Source organism: Rhizobacter sp. SG703, assembly GCF_012275445.1.
GTDB lineage: Bacteria > Pseudomonadota > Gammaproteobacteria > Burkholderiales > Burkholderiaceae_C > Rhizobacter.
Genome location: NZ_JAAZQK010000007.1, coordinates 1 through 24597 on the forward strand (window position 1 = coordinate 1; position 24597 = coordinate 24597).

Here is a 24597-nt window from a genome sequence, read left to right on the forward strand (position 1 = left end):
CGCCGTCTTGCTTTGCTGTTCGATCTGTCTCGTTCAGCGCAGCCTTAGACTGTAGCACCTTTTTGCTCGACTTCAACAACTTGTTTTGATTTTTTTCCGCTCGCCGCTTTCGCCGCCCGCCGAAACCCAATCTGTTGTCTTGGTCGCTTCGTTGATTTGTCATCAGCGAAGCCCACGATTATGCACAGACCCTTTTGAATCGTCAACACCATCAACCCTCTGATTTAGTCGGGATTCTCTGAAATGCCGCGACACACCGAGAGCCCCTCGATTCCGCATCCGGGGCTTCGCAGGCGGCGAGCCATCGGCGAGAATCCGCGCCCTGCCCCCGTTGGGAGGCGCGTCCGGCCGTCTGGTGGCAAACAGCGGTCGGCGTCGACAGAGCCAACATACAAGAGAAGACCCCGATGTACGACACGACCTACGTCAACAACCCCTTCGAATCGACCATTGACCCCGGTACCGTCCTGCAACGCGTTGAACAGTCGGCTGGCATCGCCCAGCTGCAACGCCGCGTGTTCGCGCGTGCCGACAAGCTCCGCGGCGTCGCCGCCGACCTGATGGAGCACGACGCCAAGATCGAGGCCCTGTTTGCCAACGGCCCCCGCGCCAGCACCGCTGCCAAGAAGACTACGAAGACGAAGGCCGAAGCCTGATCCGTCTCACCCCCGCACGGGCCCGGTTCACCCTCGAACCGTGGCGCCCGGCGGACCCCAGGGCAACAATGCGGGAGCATGACGGCCCTCTCCTCTTTCTCCACCCCTGCTAGAGATCCCGACGACGCGCCAGCGATGCCGCGTCTCGCCTTCGGCATCGCCTGGGGGCTGTTCTGGGCGCTGATGCTGACCATCGGCGTGCAGGACCACCTGCGCCAGGGCGGCACCGCCGTCTGGAAGCCGCTGCTCTGGGAAGGCAGCTCGATGCTGGTGTCCAGCCTGATCGTCTGGCTGCAATGGCGCCGCGCCGGGCGTCTCGATGCGCTGCTGAACCGCCCGTGGCGCTGGTTCGCCGCCAGCCTGGCATGGCTGCCGCTCGCCGCGCCGTGCTTCATCGCCGCGGTGTTCGCGCTGCGCCATGCGGTCCATGCACTCGCCGGCGAGCCTTACATGCACGACCCGTGGCCGGTGGTGTTCCGCTACGAGACGCTGAAGTTCTCGATGTTCTACCTGCTGTTCGCCGCGATCGTGTTCGGGCTGCGCTCGCATGCGGCGCTGGCCTCGGCGCGGCTGCGGCTCGAACGCGAACGGCGGCTCGCGCAAAGCGCGCAGCTGCTGCAGCTGGCGCAGCAGATCGAGCCGCATTTCCTGTTCAACGCGCTCAACACGATCGCCTCCACGATCCACACCGACCCGGCCCTGGCCGACACGCTGCTGATGCGCCTGGCGGCGCTGCTGCGCGCCGCGACCGACCTGGCGCGCCACCCCGAGAGCACGCTGGCCGACGAACTCACGCTGCTCGAAGCCTACGCGTCGATCATGCGCGAGCGCTTTGCCGAACGCGTCGACATCGCCTTCGACGTCGATCCCGCCACCCACCCGTGCAAAGTCCCGTCGCTGCTGCTGCAGCCGCTGCTCGAGAACGCCTTCCGCCACGGCGTCGAGCGCCGCCTGGCCCCCACCCGCATCGTCGTGCGCGCGCGCCGCGCCGATGCGCGCCTGCACCTGGAGGTCGAGGACGACGCCGGCGAGCTGCCCGCTGCGCCCGCGGGCTCCACCTGGGGCGTGGGCCTCGGCAACCTGCAGCAGCGCCTTCGGACTCACCATGGCGACGGCGCCTCGCTGACGCTGCAGCCGCGCGACGGCGGCGGCGTGCTGGCCCGCGTCGAGCTGCCATGCGTGTGCTGATCGTCGACGACGAAACGCCGGCACGCGAGCGCCTGCGCCGCCTGCTGCTCGCGTTCGCCGACGTCGAAGTGATCGGCCAGGCGCGCGACGGCGAAGAAGCGCTGGCGGCGATCGCCGCGCAGGCGCCCGATGCGCTGTTCCTCGACGTGCAGATGCCGGGCGCGAGCGGCCTCGACATTGCCGCGTCGTTGCCCGAGCCGGCCCCCGCCATCGTCTTCGTCACCGCACACGACCGCTATGCGGTGCAGGCCTTCGACGCCGCTGCGGCCGACTACCTGCTGAAGCCGGTCGAGCCGCAACGCCTCGCGCAGGCGCTGCAACGGCTGCGCGAGCGGCTCGGCGCGGCGCGCCCGCCGCTGCAGCCGGCGCAGCTGCTGGTGGCCGACCGCGGCCGCACGCAGGTGGTCGCGGTCGCCGACATCCTGTGGCTGGAAGCCGCCGACAACTACGTCGTGCTGCACACCGCCGATCGGGCGCCGCTGCTGCGCCGCACCTTGTCGGGCCTGCTCGCCGACCTGGGCCCCGGCTTCGTGCGCACGCACCGCGGCGCAGCGGTCGCGCTGGCCCACGTGACGCAACTCGAACCGCTCGGCAAGGGCGATGCGCGCATCACGCTGCGCGGCGGGCAGGCCGCACCGTGCAGCCGCCAGTACCGCGAAGACCTGGTTGCCAGCCTGGCCGCCAGGCGCTGATCCGCTTCGCCCCGCGTCCGGGGCGCTTCGTCCCGCCGCGCTGTCCGCCTGCGCCGCCTGGCCCCAGCCTTGTCGCACTCTCCCGCGAAAGGCTTGCCATGACGGACACCCCGACCCCACCCGCGCACCCGTACCACCGCCAGTACCACCTCGACTGGCTGCGCATCGCCGCCTTCGGGCTGTTGGTGCCGTACCACGTGGGCATGTACTACGTGAGCTGGGACTGGCACGTCAAGAGCTCGCAGTGGCACACCGCGCTCGAGCCGTGGATGATGCTCAGCTCGCCCTGGCGCATGGACCTGCTGTTCATCGTCTCCGGCGCCGCCACCGCGCTGATGCTGGGCAGCGGCCGCCCGCCCTCGTTCGCCTGGCTGCGCCAGCGCAGCGCCCGCCTGCTGCTGCCCCTGCTGCTCGGCATGCTGGTGATCGTGCCGCCGCAGTCCTGGCTGGAAGTGCAGCGCCGCTACGGCTACGCCGGCAGCTACCTCGACTTCATCCCGCTCTACCTGCGCGGCGGCAGCGGCTTCTGCGATGCGGTGCACGGCTGCCTGGTGCTGCCGACCTGGAACCACCTGTGGTACCTGCCCTACCTGTTCGCCTACACGCTGCTGCTGTGGGGGGCGCTACGCTGGCGGCCGGGGCTGCTGCAAGGCATCGCGCAAGGCGGCGCCCGCGCACTGGCCGGGCCGCGCCTGCTGTGGCTGCCGCTCGCGCTGCTGTTCGGGTGGCGCCTGCTGATGGCGCGCCGCTTCCCGGCCACGCATGCGCTGCTCGACGACTGGTTCCTGCACGGCCAGTACCTGGCGATATTCGCGTTCGGTGCCGCCTTGGCGCACGCCGGCAGCCTGTCGCAGGACGCGCAGCGCTGGCGCTGGTGGGCCCTGCTGTCGGCCGTGACCGGCTGGCTCGCGCTGCAAGGGCTGCTGATGTCGGGGGCCGGGTGGCCGTGGCTGCGCGGGCTCGCGTTCTCGGTGCTGCAGTGGGGCGCGCTGGTCGCCGCGATCGGCTTCGCCCGCCGGCACTGGAACGTCGACCATCCATGGCGCAAGACCCTCGCCGAAGCGGTGTTTCCGCTCTACCTGCTGCACCAGACGCTGATCATCCTGCTGGCGCACGCACTGCGGCCGTGGGCGCTGCCGTTCGAGGCCGAGGCGCCGCTGCTGGTCGCCGCGACCTTCGCGCTCGGCTGGCTCGGCTACCGCCTCGCGCTGCGCAGCGGGCCGCTGCGGATCGGGTTCGGGCTCAAGCCGGCAGCAGCAGTTCGCGACGCTCGCCAAACTGGCGCCACCCGCCGCGCGTGAAGGCCCGGGCCATGCCGGTGTTCGCGCGGTCGGTGTCCGCGACCAGTCGCGGCAGGCCGGCATCGCGCAGCAGGGCCGTCGCGACGGCCAGCAGCACATCGACATGGCCGCGCCCCCGGTGGGCCGGCAGCACGCCGATGTAGCCGATGCTGCCGAAGTCAGCGCCCGCCACCGGCAACACCAGGCCGACGGCGGTGCCCTGCGCGTCAAACGCGATCTGCCACCAGCCCGGGTCCACGCGCATGCTGCGCAGGTCGGCGATCAGCTCGGCTGCATGGGCCTGCGCACCGCGCGCCGCGACGGCCTCGATGTCGATCTGGTCGCGCGAGGCCATCGCCACCGCGGCCACCATCTGCTGCAGCAACGCCTCGTCATCGGCGGTCGCCGCGCGCAGGCGCAGCGCGCCGGTGTCGACCGCGCCCGCCGGCACCGGCGCGGTCTCGAAGCGAAGCGTGTCGCGCTGGGTCCGAAACCCCATGCCGGCCAGCCAGGCCAGGCGCGCGTCGCCGTGCGTCTGCCATTGCGGCGCGCGCGGCGGGTGGTCGTGGCAATGGCCCACGGTCGTCAGCCCCGTGGGGATCATCGCCTGCCGCGCGGCCTCCAGCAGCGCCCGTCCGATGGCATCGGCATCGCCGTCCCATGGCAGGTTCAGCAGCACGATGTCGAGCGGCCGGCCGACCCGGGGCAAGGCCCAGAACGCGACACGCCCGCAGGGCCGGCCGTCGCGCCATGCGACGAAGCACCACTCGGGGCGCGAGGACCCCGATGCGAACAGCCCTTCGAGGTAGCGCGCGGTGTCGTCGACGTGTTCATCCGCGGTCTCCACTGCCGCGAACTGCCGCACGCCGTCCGCGAGCCGGATCTCGATCGTCATGCAGCGGCCCCCTCGAAGCCTTCCAGCACGTTGACCGCGTTGACGCCGACCTCGGCCACCGCATAGCCCCCCTCGAACACGAACACCGTCGGCAGCCGCAGGCTCGCGATGTCGCGCCCCACCTGCAGGTAGTCGGGGCTGCGCAGCGCGAAGCTGGAGATCGGATCGCCCTCGAAGGTGTCGACGCCGAGCGACACCACCAGCGCCTGCGCGCCGAAACGGCCGACCGCCGCCATCCCGGTGTGCAACGCGGCACGCCAGCGCGCGAAGTCGGTGCCGCGCGGCAGCGGCAGGTTCAGGTTCGCGCCGGCGCCGGCGCCGTCGCCGCTGCCGCGCTCGTCGGCATGGCCGAGGTAGAACGGGTACTCGGTGCGCGGATCGCCGTGCAGCGACACCGTCAGCACGTCGCCGCGCGCATAGAAGATGCTCTGCGTTCCGTTGCCGTGGTGGTAGTCGACGTCGAGCACCGCCACGCGGTCGATGCCGCCGTCGCGCAGCGTCTGCGCGGCCAGCGCCGCGTTGTTCAGGAAGCAGTAGCCGCCGAAGAAATCGGCCCCGGCGTGGTGGCCCGGTGGGCGCGTCAGCGCAAAGGCGCTGCGCTGTGCCCCACCCGCCACCGCCCGCGCCGCCTCGACCGCGCAGGCCGCGCCGGCGCGCGCCGCCTGCCAGGTGCCGGCCGTCAGCGGCGTGCCGGCATCGAACGAGAACAAGCCCATGCGCGCCGCGAAGTTGTCGGGCAGCACGTCGTCGCGGAACCCGCGCACCGGCCACACCGACGGCAGCGCGTCGACCTGCGCATTCGCCGGATCGAGCGCCACCCAGTCGTCCCACGCACGCGACAGGAAATCGAGGTAGCGCCCGCTGTGGATGCGGCGCAGCACGTCCATCGGCACCTCGCCCGGCGCGCGCAACGCGCCGAGCGGGCGCCGCCGCAGTTCGGCCAGCACGTGGTCGAGCCGGTCGGGCACCTCGTGGCAGGGCACCAGCCGGCCGCGGTACATCTCCTGGCGCCCGGCGTGCAGGTGGTGGACCGGGTTGTGGATCGTCAGCATTCAGCCACCCTCCTTCGGCGCGCCATCGGACAGCGGCTTGAACAGGTCGTCGAAGTCTTCCGCATTCAACGCCGCATCGCTCGCCACGCCCTTCAGCAGCAGGTCCGCGAGCCCGGCCTTGCGGGCCTGCAGCTCGATCATCTTGTCTTCGACCGTGCCGCTGGCCAGCAGCTTGTAGACGAACACCGGCTTGTCCTGGCCGATGCGGTACGCGCGGTCGATCGCCTGCTGCTCGACCGCCGGGTTCCACCACGGGTCGTACAGGATCACGGTGTCGGCCGCGGTCAGGTTGAGCCCGACGCCGCCGGCCTTCAGGCTGATCAGGAACAGCGGCACCTCGCCCTGCTGGAACTGCTCGACCAGCCCGGCGCGGTCGTCGGTCTCGCCGGTCAGGATCAGGTAGGGCAGCTTCAGCCGCGCCAGCTCGGTCTCGATCAGCGCCAGCATCTCGGTGAACTGCGAGAACAGCAGCACGCGCCGGCCGTCTTCGACCAGCGTGGGCAGCAGGTCGAGCAGCAGCTCCAGCTTGGCCGACGGCGCGGCCTTGCCGGCAGCCGCCTGGGCCTCGCGCGCATCGCCCTTCAGCAGCCGCGGGTCGCAGCACACCTGGCGCAGCTTCAGCAGCGCGTCCAGCACCATGATCTGGCTGCGCGCCAAGCCCTGCTTCTCGATCGCATCGCGCAGCTTCTCGTCCATCGTCGCGCGAACCGTCTCGTACAGGTCGGCTTGCGCACCGGACAACTCGACGCGCAGCAGCGTCTCGGTCTTCGCCGGCAGCTCCTGTGCCACCTGCTGCTTGGTGCGGCGCAGGATGAACGGCCGCACGCGCCGCGCGAGATGCTGGGCCTGCAGCTGGTCCTGGCGCTTCTCGATCGGCTGGCGGTAGCGCTCGCGGAACTGCAGCTCGCTGCCGAGCAGCCCCGGGCAGACGAAATCCATCAGGCTCCACAGCTCGCCCAGGTGGTTCTCCAGCGGCGTGCCGCTCAGGCACAGCCGGTGCTGCGCGCGCAGCCCCTTCAGCGCGAGCGCGGCCTGGCTGCGGCTGTTCTTGATGCGCTGCGCCTCGTCGAGCACGACGTAGTGCCAGTCCTGCGCGGCCAGCACGTCGATGTCGCGCACGGCCAGCGGGTAGCTGGTGATCACCAACTGCGCCTGGCCGAGGCGTTCGAAGTGCTGCATGCGGCGGGCACCGTGCAGCACCAGCGTCTTCAACTGCGGTGTGAAGCGCTGGGCCTCGGTGTGCCAGTTGTCGACCAGGCTGGTCGGCACGACGACGAGCGACGGCTTGTCGAGCCGGCCGGCATCGAGCTCGCCCTGCAGCAACGCGAGCGTCTGCAGCGTCTTGCCGAGGCCCATGTCGTCGGCCAGCACGCCGCCGAGCCGCGCCCGGCGCAGGAAGTCCATCCACGCCAGGCCGTCGAGCTGGTAGTGGCGCAGCGTCGCATGCACGTTCGGGGACGGCTCGACCGGCGGCAGCCCGTTGCCGTTGCCCAGCCCGCGCAGCTCGCGGATCAGCGCATCCAGGCTCGGCGGCGCCACCACGCGCGCGCCGGTGGTCAGCGCATCCAGCGTGCCGAGGTCGAAGCGCGACAGCTGCAAGCTCGCGTCGGCGGCCTTCATCGTCGGCTTCTCGAACACGCCGCGCAGCCAGTCGAGCAGCGGCGCGATGCGCTGCACCGGCACGCGCAGCAGCCGCTGCCGCGCCGGGGCGCCGAGCGGCAGCGGCGCCGACGGCGGCGTCTCGCCCGGCCACGGCACCAGCACCTCGCCGGTGCCGGCGCGCAGCGCGCTGTCGACCTTGAGCCAGCCGCTCTGCACCAGGCCGACCAGCAGCGGCACCAGGTTCACCGGCTGGCCTTCGACCGTCAGCTTCAGGCCGAGGCGGAACCACTCGCTGCCCGGGTCCTGCTGCAGGTCGACGGTCCAGTCGTCGGCCTCGTGCAGCTCGAACGGGAAATCGTCGTCGATCTCGACCAGCCAGCCCTGCTCCTTCAGGCGTGGCACCTCCTGCGTCAGCAGCTGCGGCCACTGGTCGCGCTGCTGCGGCACGAAGATCATCGGCTGCCCTTCGAGCGCCACGCCATACCCGGCGCTGACGATGCGGCCGCTGCCGAAGCTCGACTGCCGCTGCATCGCCGCGCCTGCCGCCAGGCTCCACGGCCGCAGGCGCAGCGGGTCGACCATCGTGCGCACTGCCGCGGACTCGGCGTCGGCATCGCGGTCGAAGCGCGTCAGCTGCGCGGTGGTGGCACCGCTGACGCGGGTCGCGTCGAGGAAGGTCGTCTCGGCATGCCCGGCCGGCAGGTGGTAGTCCACCGGCGGCATGCCCGGCACCCGGTAGCGCAGCAGCAGCTGCACCGAAGCCTGGCGCGGCGCGTGGTCGCTGACCAGCGGGCGGCTCGCGCGGGTGCCGAAGCGCTGGTGCAGCATCGCCTCGGAGGCAGCGTCGACACAGGTGCCCAGCCGCAGCACCGGCACCAGCGCCAGCGTGCCGAGGTTGCGCAGCGCGCGCGCCTGCTCGTCGGGCACCGGCAGCTGCACCCCGCGCTGCACCGCGATGCCTTGCAGCCGCTCGGTGAAGCTCGACAGCAGCTCGGCTGGCACCGGCGGCATGCGCGCCAGCCAGTCGATCACCGGCGCATCGGGCGACACGCCTTGCAGCGCGGCCGGCCGCAGCGTCAGCCCGCCGAGGTCGATCGCCTGCGGCTCGGGCAGCATCACGATGACCACAGGCTCGTCGCCGGGACCGCGCCACTGCGTGTGCCAGTCGCCCATCTCGTCGGCGAACCAGTGCAGCGAGACCGGCAACGGCTCGTCGATGCGCCGCGCGACCGCGCCGGGCGGATGCGGCAGCTCGCCGAGCAGCGGCGGCACGATCCAGGCGCGCCCGCTGCGCAGGATCAGCTCGACCACCGCCAGCGCGTCGCGGCCGCGCATCGGCAGCGACCCGGTATTGACGTTCGGCCCGAGCAGCGGCAGCAGCGCGGCGAGGATCTCCAGGTCGGCCGGCACCAGGTAGGCGGGCCGGTTGCGCAGCATGTCGATCACGCTCGGCGAATGCGGCCGGTGCGAGCCGAGCTCGCCGGTGCGGCGCAGGCTGCCGAGGTGCAGCGTCAGCACCAGCGTGCCGCCGCGCGCATTCAGCACGTACATCAGCGTGCGCTGCGGCGCGCTGGCGGTGCTCGGTGGCGGCACCGGCCGGCCGGCGATGTCGGCCAGCTCGGCCAGCCACAGGCGCACCGGGCGCGGCCAGTCGTCGGCCGTCGGCACCGGCGCGGCGCGCGCCGCCGGGGTCGGAATCGGGTCGAGCCGGTGCGGCGGCGCGAGGTCGGGGTTCTTGCGGCGGCGCAGCTCCAGCGCCTCGAAGGCCATCAGCGCGGCCGCCACGTGCTTGCAGTTCAGCCCGACCGGGCACGAGCAGACGCCGCGCACCTGCAGGCCGAGGCGCCGGTCGATCGGCAACTCGATGCGCTGCTCGTACACGTGGGCGCCGCTGCCGCGCATCCGCGTGAGCAGCGCCTGGCCGTCGATCTGCATCGCCAGCAGCGCCTGCTCGGGTTGGAGCGCCATCGCCCGCGTCAGCGTCACGCGGTCGAACTGCTGGCCGAAATCGAACTCGGGGGGAATGAAAAATTCGGTCATGGGCTGCGGGACATTGTCGTTCAGCCGGCGGGCTCAACCATGCGATGCTCGCGCCCCATGCAAAGACGCGAATTCATCGCCATGGCCGGGGCCGCGGTGTCGCCGCTGGGGTCGCCCGAGACGGCCTTCGCCGCCCCGGCCGACACCAGCGTGCGCCCGCGTCCGCTGGTCTTCCCGGCCGACTTCGGCGCCCACCCGGCGACGCGCACCGAATGGTGGTATGCCACCGGCTGGCTGCAGGCGCAGGACGCGGCCTCCGCCGGGAATGCGACGGCGCAAGGCGCGGCGCCCGCGCTGTACGGCTTCCAGGTCACCTTCTTCCGCTCGGCCACCGGCCTGCCGGCATCGCCGAGCCGCTTCGCTGCGCAGCAACTGGTGTTCGCGCACGCGGTGGTCGGCGACGTGGCGGGCCGCCGCCAGCGGCACGACCAGCGCATCGCGCGCGCCGGCTTCGGCATTGCCGACGCTGCCGAGGGCGACACCGGTGTTCTGCTGCGCGACTGGTCGCTGCGCCGCGCGGGCGCCGCCGACGCGAGCCGCTACACGACGCGCGTGGCCAGCGAGCGCGGCGGCTTCGCGTTCGAGCTGGCGTTCGCCGCCACGCAGCCGGTGCTGCTGCAGGGCGAAGCCGGCTTTTCGCGCAAGGGCCCGAAGCCGTTCCAGGCGAGCCACTACTACAGCGAGCCGCAGCTGCGCGCCAGCGGCACGCTGACGCTCGACGGCAAACCGCTCGCGGTGCAGGGCCGGGCCTGGTTCGACCACGAATGGAGCGACCATGCGCTGGCCGACGACGCGGTCGGCTGGGACTGGATCGGCATCAACCTCGACGACGGCAGCGCGCTGACCGCGGTGCGGCACCGGCGCGCCGACGGCACGCAGTTCTACGCCGGCGGAAGCTTCCGCGCGGCGGGCGGGCCGGTGCGCAATTTCGGGCCGGACGAAGTGCGCTTCGTCGCCGGCCGCCGCTGGGCCAGCCCGGCCTCGCAGGCGAGCTACCCGGTCGAGTGGGCGGTCGAGACGCCGGCCGGCCGCTACCGGGTGCGGGCCCTGTTCGACGAACAGGAACTCGACAGTCGCGGCAGCACCGGCGGCTTCTACTGGGAAGGGCTCAGCGAGGTGAGGGACGAGTCGGGCCGCCGGGTCGGACTCGGCTACCTGGAAATGACCGGCTATGCAGGGCGGTTGAGAACGTGATGGGGCGGGCGCCGGGAATTTGTCTTTTGCCGCAAGGAGGCGGGGCACCCCACCTCCTCACGGCGCGAGCCGCTCCTTCACTTCCGAGAAAAAGACGGCGCCCGCTCTCTGAATTTCGCTGAGGGAGAAGTGCGCTGTACCGCGCGGGGAGCTGGGGGGGTTCCTCGGAGGGAAGTAAAGGAGGAGCGCCTTGATGGCCGAGAGGCTGTCAAGGCGCGGGGGACATGACCGCAGAGGAGCCCCCCAGCTCTCCGCGTCGCGCACAGCTCCGTCAGCCCGTCAGCCCGTCAGCGACCGAGGGGCCGGCATCAAAGTTTCTGCGCCTGCATGAAGTCGTCGAACGCGGCTTCGGCAAAGCGGAACCACAGCACCTGGTCGGCGCGGAACTTGTTGTAGTCCTCGTAGACCTTCTTCCACGCCGGGTTCTTGCCCGACAGCTCGGCGTAGTACTCCATCGACACCTTGAAGCAGGCTTCCATCACGTCCTTCGGGAAGCGGTGCAGCTTGGTGCCGGCGCCGACCAGCTGCTTCAGCGCGCCCGGGTTGCGGGCGTCGTACTTGGCCTGCATGTCGACGTGCGCATGCGACGACGCGGCTTCGACGATGGCCTTGTACTCCGGCGTCAGCGCGTCCCAGGCCTTGGTGTTGATGAACAGGTCGACCTGCGGGCCGCCTTCCCACCAGCCTGGGTAGTAGTAGTGCGGCGCGACCTTGTTGAAGCCGAGCTTCTGGTCGTCGTACGGGCCCACCCATTCGGCGGCGTCGATCGTGCCCTTCTCGAGCGCGGGGTAGATGTCGCCGCCCGGCAGGTTCTGCGGCACCGCGCCCAGGCGTTCGACGATGCGGCCGGCAAAGCCGCCGATGCGGAATTTCAGGCCCTTCATGTCGGCGACGGTGTTGATTTCCTTGCGGAACCAGCCGCCCATCTGCGCACCGGTGTTGCCGCCGGGGAAGTTGACGATGTTGTAGTTGCGGTAGAACTCGCGCATCAGCTTCAGGCCGTTGCCTTCGAGCATCCACGCGGTCATCTGGCGCGAGTTCAGGCCGAACGGGATCGATGCGCCGATCGCGAAGGTCTCGTCCTTGCCGAAGAAGTAGTACGGCACGGTGTGCGCCATCTCGACGGTACCGTTCTGCACGCCGTCGACCACGCCGAAGGCCGGCATGATCTCGCCGGCCGCATGCACCGAGATCTGGAACTTGCCGCCGGTCATCTCGCCGACCTTCTTCGCGAAGACTTCGCCGCCGCCGTAGATGGTGTCGAGCGATTTCGGGAAGCTGGAGGCCAGGCGCCAGCGCAGCGCCTGCTGCGCATGCACCACGGCCGGCGCGATGCCGGCGGCCAGCACGCCGGCGAGGCCGGTTTGACGGATGAAGGAACGGCGTTCCATGCGGTGTCTCCTGTGAATTGGGGTGATGCGGGCGAACCGCGGAATTCTAGAAGTCGCCCTGCGCCGCACGCTGCGGTGTTTCCCCGTCAGCGAAACTACGCACGGCGGCCCGGCCGCCTACAGGCCGGCGATCTTCATCTCGGGGATCAGCACCGAGCCGATGGTCTTGGTGCCCATCGTGTACGCATCGGCACCGACCGCGACGATGTTCTTCAGCATCTGCTTCAGGTTGCCGGCGATCGTGATCTCGTGCACCGGGTACGCGATGCGGCCGTTCTCGACCCAGAAGCCGGCGGCGCCGCGCGAGTAGTCGCCGGTCACGTAGTTCACCCCCTGCCCCATCAGCTCGATCACGAACAGCCCGCGGCCGAGCTTGCGCAGCATCTCGTCGAGGTTGTCGCCGGGCTTCGTCAGCCGGCTGGTGAAGGTGAGGTTCTGCGAACCGCCGGCATGGCCGGTGGTCTTCATGCCGAGCTTGCGCGCCGAATAGCTGGACAGGAAATAGCCCTGCACGACACCGCCGGAGACGACGTCGCGCACCCGCGTGACCACGCCTTCGTCGTCGAACGGCGCACTGCCCTTGCCGCCGCGCAGGTGCGGGTTCTCGCGCAGGTCGATGTGCGGCGCGAGCACCTCCTTGCCGAGGCTGTCGAGCAGGAAGCTGGAATTGCGGTATAGCGCGCCGCCGCTGGTGGCCTGCACGTAGCCGCCGAGCAGCCCGGTGGCGAGCGTCGATTCGAACAACACCGGCACCACGCAGGTCTTGATCTTGCGCGACTTCAGGCGCGACAGCGCGCGCTCGGCGGCGTAGCGGCCGATGGCCTCGGGGCTCGCCAGGTCGGCCGGCGAGCGCATCGAGCTGTACCAGGCGTCGCGCTGCATGTCGTCGCCGCCGCGGCCCGGCAGCGACGCGATCGGCGCCACCGACACCGAATGGCGCGAACTGGCGTAGCCGCCGCGAAAACCGCGGCTGTTGCCGGCGAAGAAGTGCGACTGCTGCGCCGACACGCCGGCGCCTTCGGAATTGGTGATGCGGCGGTCGGTGCCGATGGCCGCGGCCTCGCAGCGCTGCGCGATCTCGGCGGCGGCAGCGGCGTCGATGTCCCACGGGTGGAACAGGTCGAGGTCGCGGGTGGCGGCTTCGCCGAGGGCCAGGTCGGCATCATCGGGCAGCCCGGCGGCCGGGTCTTCGGCGGTGAAGCGGGCGATGTCGTAGGCGGCCTTCACCGTCTGCTCGAGCGCGGCCGGCGAGAAATCCGAGGTGCTGGCATTGCCGCGCCGCTGGCCGAGGTAGACGGTGACGCCGATCGACTTGTCGCGGTTGCGCTCGACGTTCTCGATCTCGCCCTTGCGCACCGACACCGACAGCCCCGCGCCTTCGGACACCTCGACCCCCATGTCGCTGGCGCCGAGCGTCTTGCCGAGCGCCAGCGCGTCTTCGACCAGTTGCTGGAAGCGCTCGCGCGAATACGCGAAACCGTGGGTGGTGAGTGCGGGCTGGGTCATGGGATTCGTGTTTTTGGCGGCCCGGCGTGGGGTGGCCCCGCGGGCGCGCAACAGAGGGCGAGGGCTATCATACCGACGCCCTTGCCCGTGCAGCCCTCGTTTCCCCTCATGGCCCCTCGAACTCCCAAGAATCACCTGCCCGACCCCGTTGCCTCCTCCGAAGGCGACGATGAATACGACGGCCCCAGCAAGACGCAGCTGAAGAAGGAGATGCACGAACTGCAGGCGCTGGGCGAGGCCTTGGCGGCCTTGCCCGAGAGCCGCATCGTCGGGCTGGCGGTCTCCGAATCGCTGATCGGCGCGGTGATGGAATACCGCCGCACCCGCTCGCACGAAGGGCGGCGCCGCCAGATGCAGTACATCGGCAAGCTGATGCGGCGCAACGATGTCGAGCCGATCCGCGAGGCCGTCCTCGCGATGCAGCTCGGCCAGGCCAAGGATTCGCTGGCGCTGCACGAGGCCGAACGCCTGCGCGCCGAACTGATCGCGAGCGACGACGCGCTGACCGCATGGACCCAGAAGCACCCCGGCAGCGACCTGCAGCAGCTGCGCAGCCTGATCCGCGCGGCCCGCAAGGATGCCGCGGTGGCGCCGGAGCAGCGCAGCGGCCGCGCGTACCGCGAGCTGTTCCAGTTCATCAAGGCGCAGACGCTGGCCGATGACGGCGCCGATGGCGCCGGAGATGGCGCGCAGGACGGTGACCGCGATGACGAATGAAGCCGCCCGCGCACCGCTCGACACGGTGCGGATCGGCCTGGTGTCGATCAGCGACCGGGCATCGAGCGGCGTCTACGAGGACAAGGGCCTGCCCGCGCTGCAGGCCTGGCTGGGCCGGGCGCTGCGCAACCCGATCGAATGGGAAACGCGGTTGATTCCCGACGAGCAGGCGCAGATCAGCGACACGCTGAAGGCGCTGGTCGACGCGAAGCACTGCCACCTCGTGCTGACCACCGGCGGCACCGGCCCGTCGCCGCGCGACGTCACGCCGGAGGCGACGCTGGCGGTGGGCGACCGCGAGATGCCCGGCTTCGGCGAGCAGATGCGCCAGATCAGCTTGCGCTTCGTGCCGACCGCGATCCTGTCGCGGCAGGTCGCGGTGCTGCGCGGCAAGGCGCTGATCATCAACCTGCCGGGGCAGCCGAAGTCGATCGCCGAAACGCTGGAAGGGCTGCCGACGGCCACGCCGCCGGCGCCGGGGATCTTCGCGGCGGTGCCGTATTGCATCGACCTGATCGGCGGGCCGTTCATCGAGACCGACGAGGCGGTGTGCCGCGCCTTCAGGCCGAAGCGCTGACGGGATTCACTTGACGAGTTGGTTCATCCGCTCGGCGTCGAAGTGCTCGGTCTTCTGGGCATCCGTCGGCACGCAATCCGGCTTCGTCGGCGACAGCTTCTCGATCGCCGCCCACAGCAGCGCGATCTGGTGCTCGTGGCCCGACGCGTTGTCGATCAGCCCCTTCATCGCCTGCGACACCGGGTCGTCGCCCTGGGTCACGCCGTAGGCGGAGAAGCCCTTCGCGTTGTCCGCCGCGGCATGCGACGGATCGTCCTTCGCGAGGATGATGCGCGCCGGATTGCCGACCGCGGTCGCGCCCGGCGGCACCGGCTTCGTCACCACCGCGCCCGATCCGACACGCGCGCCCTCGCCGACCGTGAAGCCGCCGAGCACGCAGGCGTTGGCGCCGATGATCACGCCGCGCCCGAGCGTCGGATGCCGCTTCGCGCCCTTCACCAGCGAGGTGCCGCCGAGCGTCACGCCTTGGTAGATCGTGCATTCGTCGCCGATCTCGGCCATCTCGCCGATCACGACGCCCATGCCGTGGTCGATGAAGACGCGCCGGCCGATCGTCGCGCCGGGGTGGATCTCGATGCCGGAGAAGAAGCGCCCGAGGTGCGAGATGAAACGCGCCAGCCAATGCCAACCGTGCTTCCAGCAGGCGTGCGACCAGCGGTGCATCAGCAGCGCATGCAGGCCCGGGTAACAGGTGAGGACCTCCCAGGTGCTGCGCGCGGCGGGGTCGCGCTCGAGGATGCAGGCGATGTCTTCTCGGAGGCGGTCGAACATGGGGGTGGGGTGAGACCGGGGCGGACCAGTTTATCTGGCAGCTTGAAAGTCCATGGCCGTCAGGGGCAAGCGTGCACGCCCCGGCGAATGCTCAGCCGCGCCGCTGCATCGCGCGGGCGATGCCGCGCAGCAGGTGCACCTCTTCCGCGCTGAGCCCGGCGCGGTTGATCAGCTGGTGGAGCCGCGGCATCAGCTTCTTCGGCGCTGCCGGGTCGAGGAAGCCGATGTCGGCCAGCGCCCGCTGCCAGTGGTCGAGCAGGCCCTGCACCTGTGCGCCGTCGGCCAGCGTCGGATCGGGCACGCGCGGCAGCACGTCGAAACCGCCGAGCGCCTGGCGCCAGTCGTAGGCCAGCAGCTGCACCGCCTGCGCGAGGTTCAGCGAGCCGTAGCCGGGGTGGGTCGGGATGCTGATGCAGGCGTGGCAGCGGTAGACATCGTCGTTGGCCATGCCGAAGCGCTCGGAGCCGAACACGAAGGCCACCCGGTGCTCGCTGCGCGCCAGTTCGGCGAACAGCGGCCGCGGCGCGTGGGTGGGCGGGCCGAAATCGCGCGGCGTCATCGCGGTGGCGCAGGCGTAGCTGACGCCGTCGAGCGCCTCGGCCAGGCTCGCGACGACGCGGGCGCGCACCAGCACGTCGGCCGCGCCGCTGGCCATCGCAACGGTGTCCTCGTGCACCAGCGCATCGGCGAAGCGCGGCGCGACCAGCACCAGGTCGGAGAAGCCCATCGTCTTCATCGCGCGCGCGGTGGCGCCGATGTTGCCGTAGTGGCTGGTGTTGAGCAGGATGAAGCGGGTGGGATCGGTGGGCATCGGGCGGGCAACGCCAGCCGCACGGGCCAGCGGCGAAGGCGAGCGGCTAAAATCGCGGATTATCCGCAGCGCTTCGCGCGCCGCACGCTCTTTCTCATCTTCGTCTGCCTCTTCCCACCTTCAGGGCGCCTCATGTCGCAAGCACTGCATCCCATGCTCAACGTGGCCATCAAGGCCGCACGCGCCGCCGGCGCGATCATCAACCGGGCCTCGCTCGACCTCGACCTGCTGAAGGTGAACACCAAGTCGCCGAACGACTTCGTGACCGAGGTGGACCAGATGGCCGAGCAGGCCATCATCGAGACGCTGCTGACGGCCTACCCCGGCCACGGCATCCTGGCCGAAGAGTCCGGCCGCACGCACGGTGCGAAGAACAGCGAATACGTCTGGATCATCGATCCGCTGGACGGCACCACCAACTTCATCCACGGCTTCCCGGTCTACGCGGTGTCGATCGCGCTCGCGTTCCGCGACCAGATCCAGCAGGCGGTGGTCTACGACCCGACGCGCAACGACCTGTTCTATGCGTCGAAGGGCCGCGGCGCGTTCCTGAACGACAAGCGGCTGCGCGTGTCCAAGCGCACGCGCATGCAGGACTCGCTGATCGGCACCGGCTTCCCGTTCCGCAAGGGCGACAACTTCAAGCGCTACGTGAAGATGTTCGAGGAGGTGATGCAGAACTGCGCCGGGCTGCGCCGCCCGGGTGCTGCGGCCCTTGACCTGTGCTACGTGGCGGCCGGCTTCTACGACGGCTTCTTCGAGACCGGCCTGAACCCGTGGGACATCGCCGCCGGCTCGCTGCTGATCACCGAAGCGGGCGGGCTGATCGGCAACTTCACCGGCGAAGCCGACTTCATGTACCAGCGCGAGGTGGTGGCCGGCAACCCGAAGATCTACGGGCAGATGGTCGGGATCCTGGCGCCGTACACGCGGGTGATCAAGGCGGATGACGGCGCCGCGGCAGCGGTGGCAGCCGTCGCAGACGGCGTGCCCGAGCATGCGCTGACGCCGGAGTCGGTGTTCGCTGCAACAGCCAAGCCGGTGGAGCCGGAGAAGAAGAAGGCCGTGCGGATCCGCAAGGCCGACTTGAAGGGCTGATCGGTCGCGTCAGTTCCACGCCGTCCACTTCGCGGCAGACCGGCTCGACTCCACCGTCTTCTCCATGAACTTCACCCCGCGCGCGCCATCGGCAAGCGTCGGGAAGTCGCCTTCCAGCGGGGCAAGCGCCCGCCCCTCTTCCTTCGCGAGGATCGCCTCGGCCACCCCGAGGTAGAGGTTCGCGAACGCCTCGATGAAGGCCTCCGGATGGCCGGTCGGCAGCCGCGACGCCTTCTTCGCCGCATCGCACAGCCACGGCGAGCCGCGCGTCAGCAATCTCTTCGGGCCGTCGAGCGAGGCATGCACCAGCAGGTTCGGATCCTCCTGGTGCCAGGTCAGCGACCCCTGCGTGCCGAACACCCGCAGCCGCAGGTCGTTCTCGCCGCCGATCTCGATCTGCGACGCGATCATCACGCCGCGCGCACCACCCTTGTAGCGCAGCAGCAGGTTGCCGTCGTCATCGAGCCGGCGGCCCGGCACGAAGGCGGTCAGGTCGGCGCACAGCGATTCGATCTCCAGCCCACAGACGCTCGCGACCAGGTTCTCGGCATGCGTGCCGATGTCGCCCATCGCGCCGACGATGCCGCTGCGTGCCGGGTCGACGCGCCAGTCGGCCTGCTTGTGGTCGCCGGCCTCCAGCTGCGTCGCGAGCCAGCCCTGGTTGTACTCGACGATCACCTTGCGGATCTCGCCGAGCTCGCCGCTGCGCACCATCTCGCGCGCCTGCCTCACCATCGGGTAGCCGGTGTAGTTGTGCGTGACGCCGAACACCGTGCCGCTGCGCTCGCAAGCCGCGACCAGCGCCTGCGCCTGCTCGCTGGTGTGCACCAGCGGCTTGTCGCACACCACGTGGATGCCGGCGTCGGTGAAGGCCTTCGCCACCTCGAAGTGCACATGGTTCGGCGTGACGATGCTGACGAAATCGATGCGCTCGCCACGCGGGCGTTTCAGCTCGTCGTCGAGCAGCGCCTGCCAGTTGCCGTGGTTGCGCGCGTCGGCCAGCCCGAGGTCGCGCCCCGACGCGCGCGCGCGCTCGGCATCGGCCGACAGCGCACCGGCCACCAGCTCGATCTGCCCATCCAGCGCCATCGCCTTGCGGTGCACCGCACCGATGAACGCGCCCCGGCCGCCACCGACCATCGCATATCGCAGCTTGCGCATCAGCAGCCCCTCATTTCTCGAACGACGCGTCGAACGCACGCGCCGACGGCTTGAAATCGAGCCGGCGCGAGAACGCCGCGCTCTCGGTGGCGCCGTGCACCCGGTCCATGCGGCTGTCTTCCCATTCGACGCTCAGCGGCCCGGCATAGCGGATGTCGTTCAGCGCGACGATGATCCCCTCGAAGTCGATCATGCCGCGCCCGACGCTGCGGAAGTCCCAGAAGCGCCGCGCGTCGCCGAAGCTGGTGTGGCCGCCGAACACGCCGACCGTGCCGTCGCCCTTGCCCCACCACACGTCCTTCATGTGCACGTTGAAGATGCGTGGGCCGAAGGTGCGCAGGAACTTGACGTAGTCGACGCCCTGGTACCCCAGGTGGCTCGGGTCGAAGTTGAAGCCGAAGCGCGCATGGCCCTTCACCGCGTCGATCGCGCGCTGGCTGCTCGCGACGTCGAACGCGATCTCGGTCGGGTGCACCTCGAGCGCGAAGTTCACGTCGACCTCCTCGAACATGTCGAGGATCGGCGTCCAGCGCGCCGCGAAGTCCTCGAAGCCCCGGTTCCAGAACGCCTGGTTCGTCGGCGGGAACGCATACAGCGCATGCCAGATCGACGAGCCGGTGAAGCCGGTCACCGTCTTCGCGCCGAACTTCGCGGCGGCGCGAGCGGTGTCCTGCATCTCCTTCGCGGCGCGCCGGCGCACGCCCTCAGGCTCGCCGTCGCCCCACACATGGGCCGGCAGGATCGCCTTGTGCCGCTCGTCGATCAGGTCGCACACCGCCTGGCCGGTCAGGTGGTTGCCGATCGCGAAGCACTGCAGGCCGTGCTGCTCCAGCAGCCGGCGCTTGTCGGCGACGTAGCGTTCCGACTGCAGTGCTTCCTGCACGTTGAAATGGTCGCCCCAGCAGGCGAGCTCCAGCCCGTCGTAACCCATGGCTTTCGCGAGGGGTGCCAGTTCGGCGAGCGACAGGTCGGCCCACTGGCCGGTGAACAGGGTGACGGGTCTGGCCATGGTGGTCTCCTCGAAGAAAAGTCAGAACGGAGAGTCGGGCACGTAGTACTTCGCCGCGTTGTCCTTCGTGATCAGCACCGACGGGATGATGGTGGTGGCCGGCATCGCCGCACCCTTCACGCGCGCCTCGGCCGTCATCTTCATCGCGTCGGCGATCATGCTCGGCGAGTAGGTCACGTCGGCGCTGACGATCTTGTCGCCGTCCATCACCTTCTTGATGTAGTCCTTCGAACCGGCGCCGCCGATCACGAGCTTGACGTCGCTGCGCCTGGCCTGCTCGATGGCCTTCTGCACGCCCACGGCCATGTCGTCGTCCGACGCCCACACCGCATCGATCTGCTTGAAGCGCGTCAGGTAGTCCTGCATCACCTTGAAGGCATCGTCGCGGTTCCAGTTGCCGTGCTTGGCGTCCAGCACCTTGATGTCCGGATGCGTCTTCATCACCGCGTTGAAGGCGTCGACGCGCTGGTTGTCGATCACCGTCGGGATGCCGCGCAGGATCACCACGTTGCCCTTGCCGCCCATCGCCTTGGCCATGTATTCGGCGGCCACCTTGCCGAAGCCGGGGTTGTCGCCGGCCACGTAGGCGTTCTGCGCGCTGGTGTCGGTCAGGCCGCGGTCGACCACGGTGACGTACACGCCCTTGGACTTGACCTGCGCCACCGGCTGCGTCAGCGGCGCCGACTCGAACGGCAGGATCACCAGCGTGTTGATCTTGTTCACCGTCTGCAGGTCCTGCACCTGGTTGGCCTGCTCCGAGGCCGAACCGGCGGTCTTCACGATCACCTGCAGGCCGGGGTGGGCCTTCTCGAGCTCCGCCTTGGTGCGGTTGGCCCAGTAGACGACGCCGCCGGCCCAGCCGTGCGTGGCCGCCGGGATGGACACGCCCATCACGACCTTGTCCTGGGCGAATGCGCCGGTGCCGGCCGCGAGGGCTGCGAGCGCGATGACGATGCGGGGAATGAACTTCATGGAACTTGTCTCCTGTTGTCGATCTGGTCTGGTGGAACGGGCCGTTGCGGGCCCAGGGGTATCGGGGGCTTGTGTCGTGGCACTACCCTCCTCTAGCGGCGGCCGCGCTGCAGGAACGCGACGATGATGATCACGACGCCCTGCACGGCGGCGTTCAGGTACACGCTGATGATGCTGGTGAGGTTCAGGATGTTGCTGATCACCGAGAGCAGGATCGCGCCGACCACGGTGCCGGTGATGCGGCCTTCGCCGCCCTTCAGCGCGGTGCCGCCGACGATCACCGCGGCGATCGCTTCCAGTTCCCACAGCAGCCCGGTGGTCGGCGAGGCCGAGCCCAGCCGCGGCACGTACAGCACGGTGGCCACGCCGACGCACACGCCGAGCAGCATGTAGGTCAGCACCTTGATGCGGTCGACGTTGACCGCCGCATAGCGCGCGACCTGCTCGTTCGAGCCGATCGCCTGCACGTAGCGGCCGTAGCCGGTGCGGTTCAGGATCAGCGCGCCGACCAGCGCGACCGCGGCGAACACCCAGATCGGGAACGGCACGCCGAGCAGGCTGCCGTAGTAGACCGGGCTGTAGGCGTCGGACAGCTTGCCGTCGAGCGTGATCGCGCCGCCGTTCGCCAGGTAGGTGAGGTACGCCCGGAAGATGCCCAGCGTGCCGAGCGTGACGATGAAGGGCTCGATGCGCCCCTTCGTGACGAGCAGCCCGTGCGCAAGACCGAAGACCGCGCCGAGCGCGAGCGCGAACACGATGCCGATCGCCACCGTCAGCAGCGGCGAGCCGACCTGCGCGGCGATGCCGTTCATCAGCAGGATCATGCTGCCGGCGATCAGCGCCGCCATCGAGCCGACCGACAGGTCGATGCCGCCGCCGATGATCACGAAGCACATGCCGACCGCGATGATGCCGATGAAGGCGGTGCGGGTCAGCACGTTCATCGCGTTGTCCCAGGTCGCGAAATCGCCGTTCAGCAGCGTGCCGGCGATGCACAGCAGCACCAGGCCGAGCCACGGGCCCGCCGATCGCAGGCGCACACGCCAGGCGGCCGTGACAGGCGAGGCCGGGCCGCCCCAAGCCGGCCCGGTCTCGCCCGGGGGATCGGCCGGCGTACCCGACGGACGAGGGGTCGTCATCTCAATGCGTTCCGGTGGCATGCGCAATCAACTCCTCTTCGGTCAGGTGCTCGGCCGACAGCGTGGCCTGCAGCCGGCCGGCGCGCATCACCGCGACGCGGTGGCACAGCCCGATCAGCTCGATCAGCTCGGATGAAATGACGACCACGCCGCGGCCCTGCTCGGCCAGGCGCTGGATCAGGAAATAGATGTCGCGCTTGGCGCCGACGTCGACGCCGCGCGTCGGCTCGTCGAGCACCACCACGCGCGGCTGCGGCTGCAGCACCTTCGCGATCGCGAGCTTCTGCTGGTTGCCGCCGGACAGCGACGACGCCCGGCTGCCGAGGTCGCGGGTGCGGATGCCGAAATCCGCCACCGCCTGCTGCAGCGCCCGCTCCTCGGACGCCGGGTCGAGCAGCGGATGCGTGTGGCGCGCCAGGTCCATCAGCGTCAGGTTGTCGCGCAGCGAGAGCCGCACGTGCAGGCCCTTGCCCTTGCGGTCTTCGCTGAGGTAGGTCAGGCCATGCTGCGCGGCGTCCCGGGGGCTGCGCAGCGAGTGCTGCTGGCCATTCAGCACGATGCGCCCGGCGCTGCGCGGGCGCAGCCCCAGCAGGCCTTCGAACATCTCGGTGCGGCCGGCGCCGACCAGCCCGGCGAAGCCGAGGATCTCGCCGGGGCGCACCTCGAAGCTCACGTCCTGCGCCCAGCCGGGCACGCTGAGGCCCTCGACCTTCAGCAGCGGCACCGGCGCACCGGCCACCGGCAGCTTCACCGGGAACATGTCCGACAGCTCGCGGCCGACCATCAGGTTGGCCATCTGCTGGCGCGACAGCCCGGCGGTCGGCGCCCGGGTGACGAAACGGCCGTCGCGCATCACGACGATCTCGTCGGTGATGCGCTCCACCTCGTCGAGCTTGTGCGAGATGTAGACGATGGTCACGCCGTCGGCCTTCAGCTGCGCGATCAGCGCGAACAGGCGCTGGGTTTCGCCGGGGGTCAGCGTCGCGGTCGGCTCGTCCATGATCAGCAGCCGCGCCTTGCGCGACAGCGCCTTCGCGATCTCGACCAGCTGCTTCTCGGCGACGATAAGCTCGCGCACCCGCGTGTCGGGGTCGGCCTGCAGTCCCACTTGCTGCAGCACGCGGCGCGCTTCGTCGCGCATCGCCGCATCGTCGAGCAGCCAGCCGCGGCGACGCTCGTGGCCGAGGAAGATGTTCTGCGCGATGCTCAGGTCCTCGGCCAGGTTGAACTCCTGGTGGATCAGCACGATGCCGCAGCGCTCGGCATCGCGCGAATTCGCGAATCGCTGCGGCGTGCCGTCGATGCGCAGCTCGCCGGCGCTCAAGGCTTCGTAACCCGACAGGATCTTCATCAGCGTCGACTTGCCGGCGCCGTTCTCGCCGAGCAGGCCGACGACGCGGCCCGGTTCGAGTTCGAAGCTGACGCCATGCAGCACGCGCACCGGGCCGAAGTCCTTGGTCACGTCGGCGAAATCCACGCGAAGGCTCATGCCCGCAGCCCGGATGCGAATCCGGGTCTCTGCGAATCGCCGGCATCCCGGACCGGCATCCGGGCGACGGGTGTGCGCATCGCTTCCTGCAATGCGAGGACGCCGGCGCCGATCACCCCGGTCCGCTCGCCGAGCGGCGCGTACTGGATGTCCAGGTGGCGCGTCGACAGCGCCAGCGAGCGGTGATAAACGCTCTGCCGGATCGACGCCAGCAGCAGCGGCCCGATGCCGGTGATGCCGCCGCCGATGAACACATGCGACGGGTTGAAGAAGTTGACGATGGACGCCAGCATCTGCCCGATCCGCGTGCCGGCCTTCTGCACGATGCCGTGGGCGGCGGCGTCGCCGGCCCGGCTGGCCTGGCCGACGTCGACCGGCGAGATGCTGCCCTGGGCCGCCAGCACCTGGCCCAGCAGCGCGCTCTGGCCCGACTGCGCCGCCTCGACCGCCATGCGCGAGATCGCCGGCCCGGCCGCCATCGCCTCGACGCAGCCGAGGTTGCCGCAATGGCAGCGCGGGCCGTCGGGGTCGACGCAGATGTGGCCGACGTCGCCGGCCGAACCGTCGGCCCCGCGGTAGACCTCGCCATGGCAGACGATGCCGCAGCCGATGCCGGTGCCGATCTTGACCACCAGGAAGTTCGGCAGCTGCCGGTGCAGCCGCCACAGCTCGCCGAGCGCCATCACGTTGACGTCGTTGTCGATGAAGACCGGCGCAGCGTAGTCCTCGCCCAGCACGTCGCGGATCGACAGGCCTTCCCAGCCCGGCATCAGCGGCGGGTTGACCAGCAGCCCGCTGCCGAAGGCGACCGGCCCGGGCACGCCCATGCCGATGCCGATCACGTCCTTGCGGGTCGCGCCGCAGCGCTGCAGCAGTTCGCGCAGCAGCTCGCGGATGCGCGACAGCAGCACCGCCGGGCTGGCCCGCACGTCGGCCGGCTCGGCATGGTGCGCGAGCACGCCCATGTCGGGCGACAGGATCGCCACATCGAGGCTGGTCGCGCCGAGGTCGATGCCGGCCAGCACGCCGACCGCGCGGCTCATGCGCAAGGCCTCCGGCCGGCGACCGCCGGAAGAAGCCTGCAGGCCGATCTCTTCGAGCAGCCCGCGCTCGACCAGGCCGGCGACGGCGGCGTTGGCCTTGCTTTTCGAGAAGGTCGACGCGGCGGCGAGCGCGCTGCGCGAGCTGCTGGCCGACCAGAACACGGTCTCCAGCACGGCCAGTTCACCCGGCGACAGATCGTCCCAGCGGATCACCTTGCTTGTCTCCTGTGCGGCCGTGGTCGGCCGGTCTGTGGTCGTCTTCGGACCGGAATGTCCGGGCCGAGCGCGTTGGGGCCGATGCTAAGAAGAGCACT

Annotated in this window: 21 protein-coding genes; 8 read left to right on the forward strand and 13 right to left on the reverse strand. The window is 70.2% G+C overall.

Features of this window, described 5'->3' with window-relative positions; all coding sequences use genetic code 11:
* Positions 1 to 407: 407 nt before the first annotated feature.
* The 4 genes from FHT26_RS15610 (at position 408) to FHT26_RS15625 (ending at position 3837) form a co-directional block, all read left to right on the forward strand.
* Positions 408 to 656, forward strand: a complete 249-nt coding sequence (locus FHT26_RS15610) for a hypothetical protein (RefSeq protein ID WP_056807323.1) — start codon at positions 408 to 410, stop codon at positions 654 to 656.
* Between the two features lie 135 nt (positions 657 to 791).
* A complete protein-coding gene (locus FHT26_RS15615; RefSeq protein WP_168561053.1) occupies positions 792 to 1844 on the forward strand; it encodes a sensor histidine kinase in 1053 nt (350 codons plus the stop codon).
* Complete coding sequence (locus tag FHT26_RS15620; protein WP_168561054.1) at positions 1832 to 2536, forward strand: LytR/AlgR family response regulator transcription factor; 705 nt, start codon at positions 1832 to 1834, stop codon at positions 2534 to 2536. The genes FHT26_RS15615 and FHT26_RS15620 overlap by 13 nt, the downstream gene beginning before the upstream one ends.
* Positions 2537 to 2634: 98 nt before the next feature.
* The gene (locus tag FHT26_RS15625; protein ID WP_168561055.1) at positions 2635 to 3837 is read left to right on the forward strand and encodes an acyltransferase family protein; all 1203 of its coding nucleotides are present in this window, start codon (positions 2635 to 2637) and stop codon (positions 3835 to 3837) included.
* Here FHT26_RS15625 and FHT26_RS15630 read toward each other — a convergent pair.
* From FHT26_RS15630 to FHT26_RS15640, 3 genes are read right to left on the reverse strand one after another with little or no spacing between them, the layout of a single operon-like run.
* Entirely contained in the window at positions 3779 to 4711 is a 933-nt protein-coding gene (locus FHT26_RS15630; RefSeq protein WP_168561056.1) for a GNAT family N-acetyltransferase, read from the reverse strand. The genes FHT26_RS15625 and FHT26_RS15630 overlap by 59 nt on opposite strands.
* Positions 4708 to 5763, reverse strand: coding sequence for a histone deacetylase family protein (locus FHT26_RS15635; RefSeq protein ID WP_168561057.1), 1056 nt, complete (start codon positions 5761 to 5763; stop codon positions 4708 to 4710). Before FHT26_RS15635 ends, FHT26_RS15630 begins: the two co-directional genes overlap by 4 nt.
* Positions 5764 to 9405, reverse strand: coding sequence for a DEAD/DEAH box helicase (locus FHT26_RS15640; protein WP_168561058.1), 3642 nt, complete (start codon positions 9403 to 9405; stop codon positions 5764 to 5766).
* A 57-nt stretch (positions 9406 to 9462) separates the two neighbouring features.
* On the opposite strand from FHT26_RS15640, the gene FHT26_RS15645 reads away from it, so the two are divergent.
* On the forward strand, positions 9463 to 10599 hold the full coding sequence (locus FHT26_RS15645; RefSeq protein WP_168561059.1) for a lipocalin-like domain-containing protein: 1137 nt from the start codon (positions 9463 to 9465) through the stop codon (positions 10597 to 10599).
* A 308-nt stretch (positions 10600 to 10907) separates the two neighbouring features.
* On the opposite strand, the gene FHT26_RS15650 is transcribed toward FHT26_RS15645, so the two are convergent.
* The gene (locus FHT26_RS15650) at positions 10908 to 11990 is read right to left on the reverse strand and encodes a TRAP transporter substrate-binding protein (RefSeq protein ID WP_168561060.1); all 1083 of its coding nucleotides are present in this window, start codon (positions 11988 to 11990) and stop codon (positions 10908 to 10910) included.
* 117 nt (positions 11991 to 12107) lie between these two features.
* On the reverse strand, positions 12108 to 13496 hold the full coding sequence (pmbA, locus tag FHT26_RS15655; protein WP_168561061.1) for a metalloprotease PmbA: 1389 nt from the start codon (positions 13494 to 13496) through the stop codon (positions 12108 to 12110).
* A gap of 108 nt (positions 13497 to 13604) precedes the next feature.
* Between pmbA and yjgA the strand changes: the two genes are divergently transcribed.
* Complete coding sequence (gene yjgA, locus FHT26_RS15660) at positions 13605 to 14213, forward strand: ribosome biogenesis factor YjgA (RefSeq protein WP_168561062.1); 609 nt, start codon at positions 13605 to 13607, stop codon at positions 14211 to 14213.
* A complete protein-coding gene (gene mog / locus FHT26_RS15665) occupies positions 14203 to 14790 on the forward strand; it encodes a molybdopterin adenylyltransferase (protein WP_168561403.1) in 588 nt (195 codons plus the stop codon). The genes yjgA and mog overlap by 11 nt, the downstream gene beginning before the upstream one ends.
* 6 nt (positions 14791 to 14796) lie before the next feature.
* On the opposite strand, the gene cysE is transcribed toward mog, so the two are convergent.
* Positions 14797 to 15561 carry a serine O-acetyltransferase gene (gene cysE / locus FHT26_RS15670; protein WP_168561063.1) on the reverse strand — a complete coding sequence of 255 codons (765 nt, stop codon included), beginning with the start codon at positions 15559 to 15561 and terminating at the stop codon, positions 14797 to 14799.
* Positions 15562 to 15652: 91 nt separating this feature from the next.
* Entirely contained in the window at positions 15653 to 16372 is a 720-nt protein-coding gene (locus FHT26_RS15675) for an RNA methyltransferase (protein WP_168561064.1), read from the reverse strand.
* A 132-nt stretch (positions 16373 to 16504) separates the two neighbouring features.
* Here FHT26_RS15675 and FHT26_RS15680 point away from each other — a divergent pair, with 132 nt between their 5' ends.
* Entirely contained in the window at positions 16505 to 17470 is a 966-nt protein-coding gene (locus tag FHT26_RS15680; RefSeq protein ID WP_168561065.1) for an inositol monophosphatase family protein, read from the forward strand.
* Between the two features lie 9 nt (positions 17471 to 17479).
* Here the strand turns inward: FHT26_RS15680 and FHT26_RS15685 are convergent, their stop codons facing one another.
* The 6 genes from FHT26_RS15685 to FHT26_RS15710 all read right to left on the reverse strand — a co-directional run bounded on the left by FHT26_RS15685 (position 17480) and on the right by FHT26_RS15710 (position 24463).
* Entirely contained in the window at positions 17480 to 18631 is a 1152-nt protein-coding gene (locus FHT26_RS15685; RefSeq protein ID WP_168561066.1) for a Gfo/Idh/MocA family protein, read from the reverse strand.
* 10 nt (positions 18632 to 18641) lie between these two features.
* Complete coding sequence (locus FHT26_RS15690; protein WP_168561067.1) at positions 18642 to 19640, reverse strand: sugar phosphate isomerase/epimerase family protein; 999 nt, start codon at positions 19638 to 19640, stop codon at positions 18642 to 18644.
* Between the two features lie 21 nt (positions 19641 to 19661).
* A complete protein-coding gene (locus FHT26_RS15695; protein ID WP_168561068.1) occupies positions 19662 to 20612 on the reverse strand; it encodes a substrate-binding domain-containing protein in 951 nt (316 codons plus the stop codon).
* Between the two features lie 92 nt (positions 20613 to 20704).
* Positions 20705 to 21751: an ABC transporter permease gene (locus FHT26_RS15700; RefSeq protein ID WP_168561069.1), complete on the reverse strand. Its 1047-nt coding sequence runs from the start codon at positions 21749 to 21751 to the stop codon at positions 20705 to 20707.
* Position 21752: 1 nt separating this feature from the next.
* Positions 21753 to 23240: a sugar ABC transporter ATP-binding protein gene (locus tag FHT26_RS15705; protein WP_168561070.1), complete on the reverse strand. Its 1488-nt coding sequence runs from the start codon at positions 23238 to 23240 to the stop codon at positions 21753 to 21755.
* The gene (locus FHT26_RS15710; RefSeq protein WP_168561404.1) at positions 23237 to 24463 is read right to left on the reverse strand and encodes an ROK family protein; all 1227 of its coding nucleotides are present in this window, start codon (positions 24461 to 24463) and stop codon (positions 23237 to 23239) included. Before FHT26_RS15710 ends, FHT26_RS15705 begins: the two co-directional genes overlap by 4 nt.
* Between the last annotated feature and the right edge of the window lie 134 nt (positions 24464 to 24597).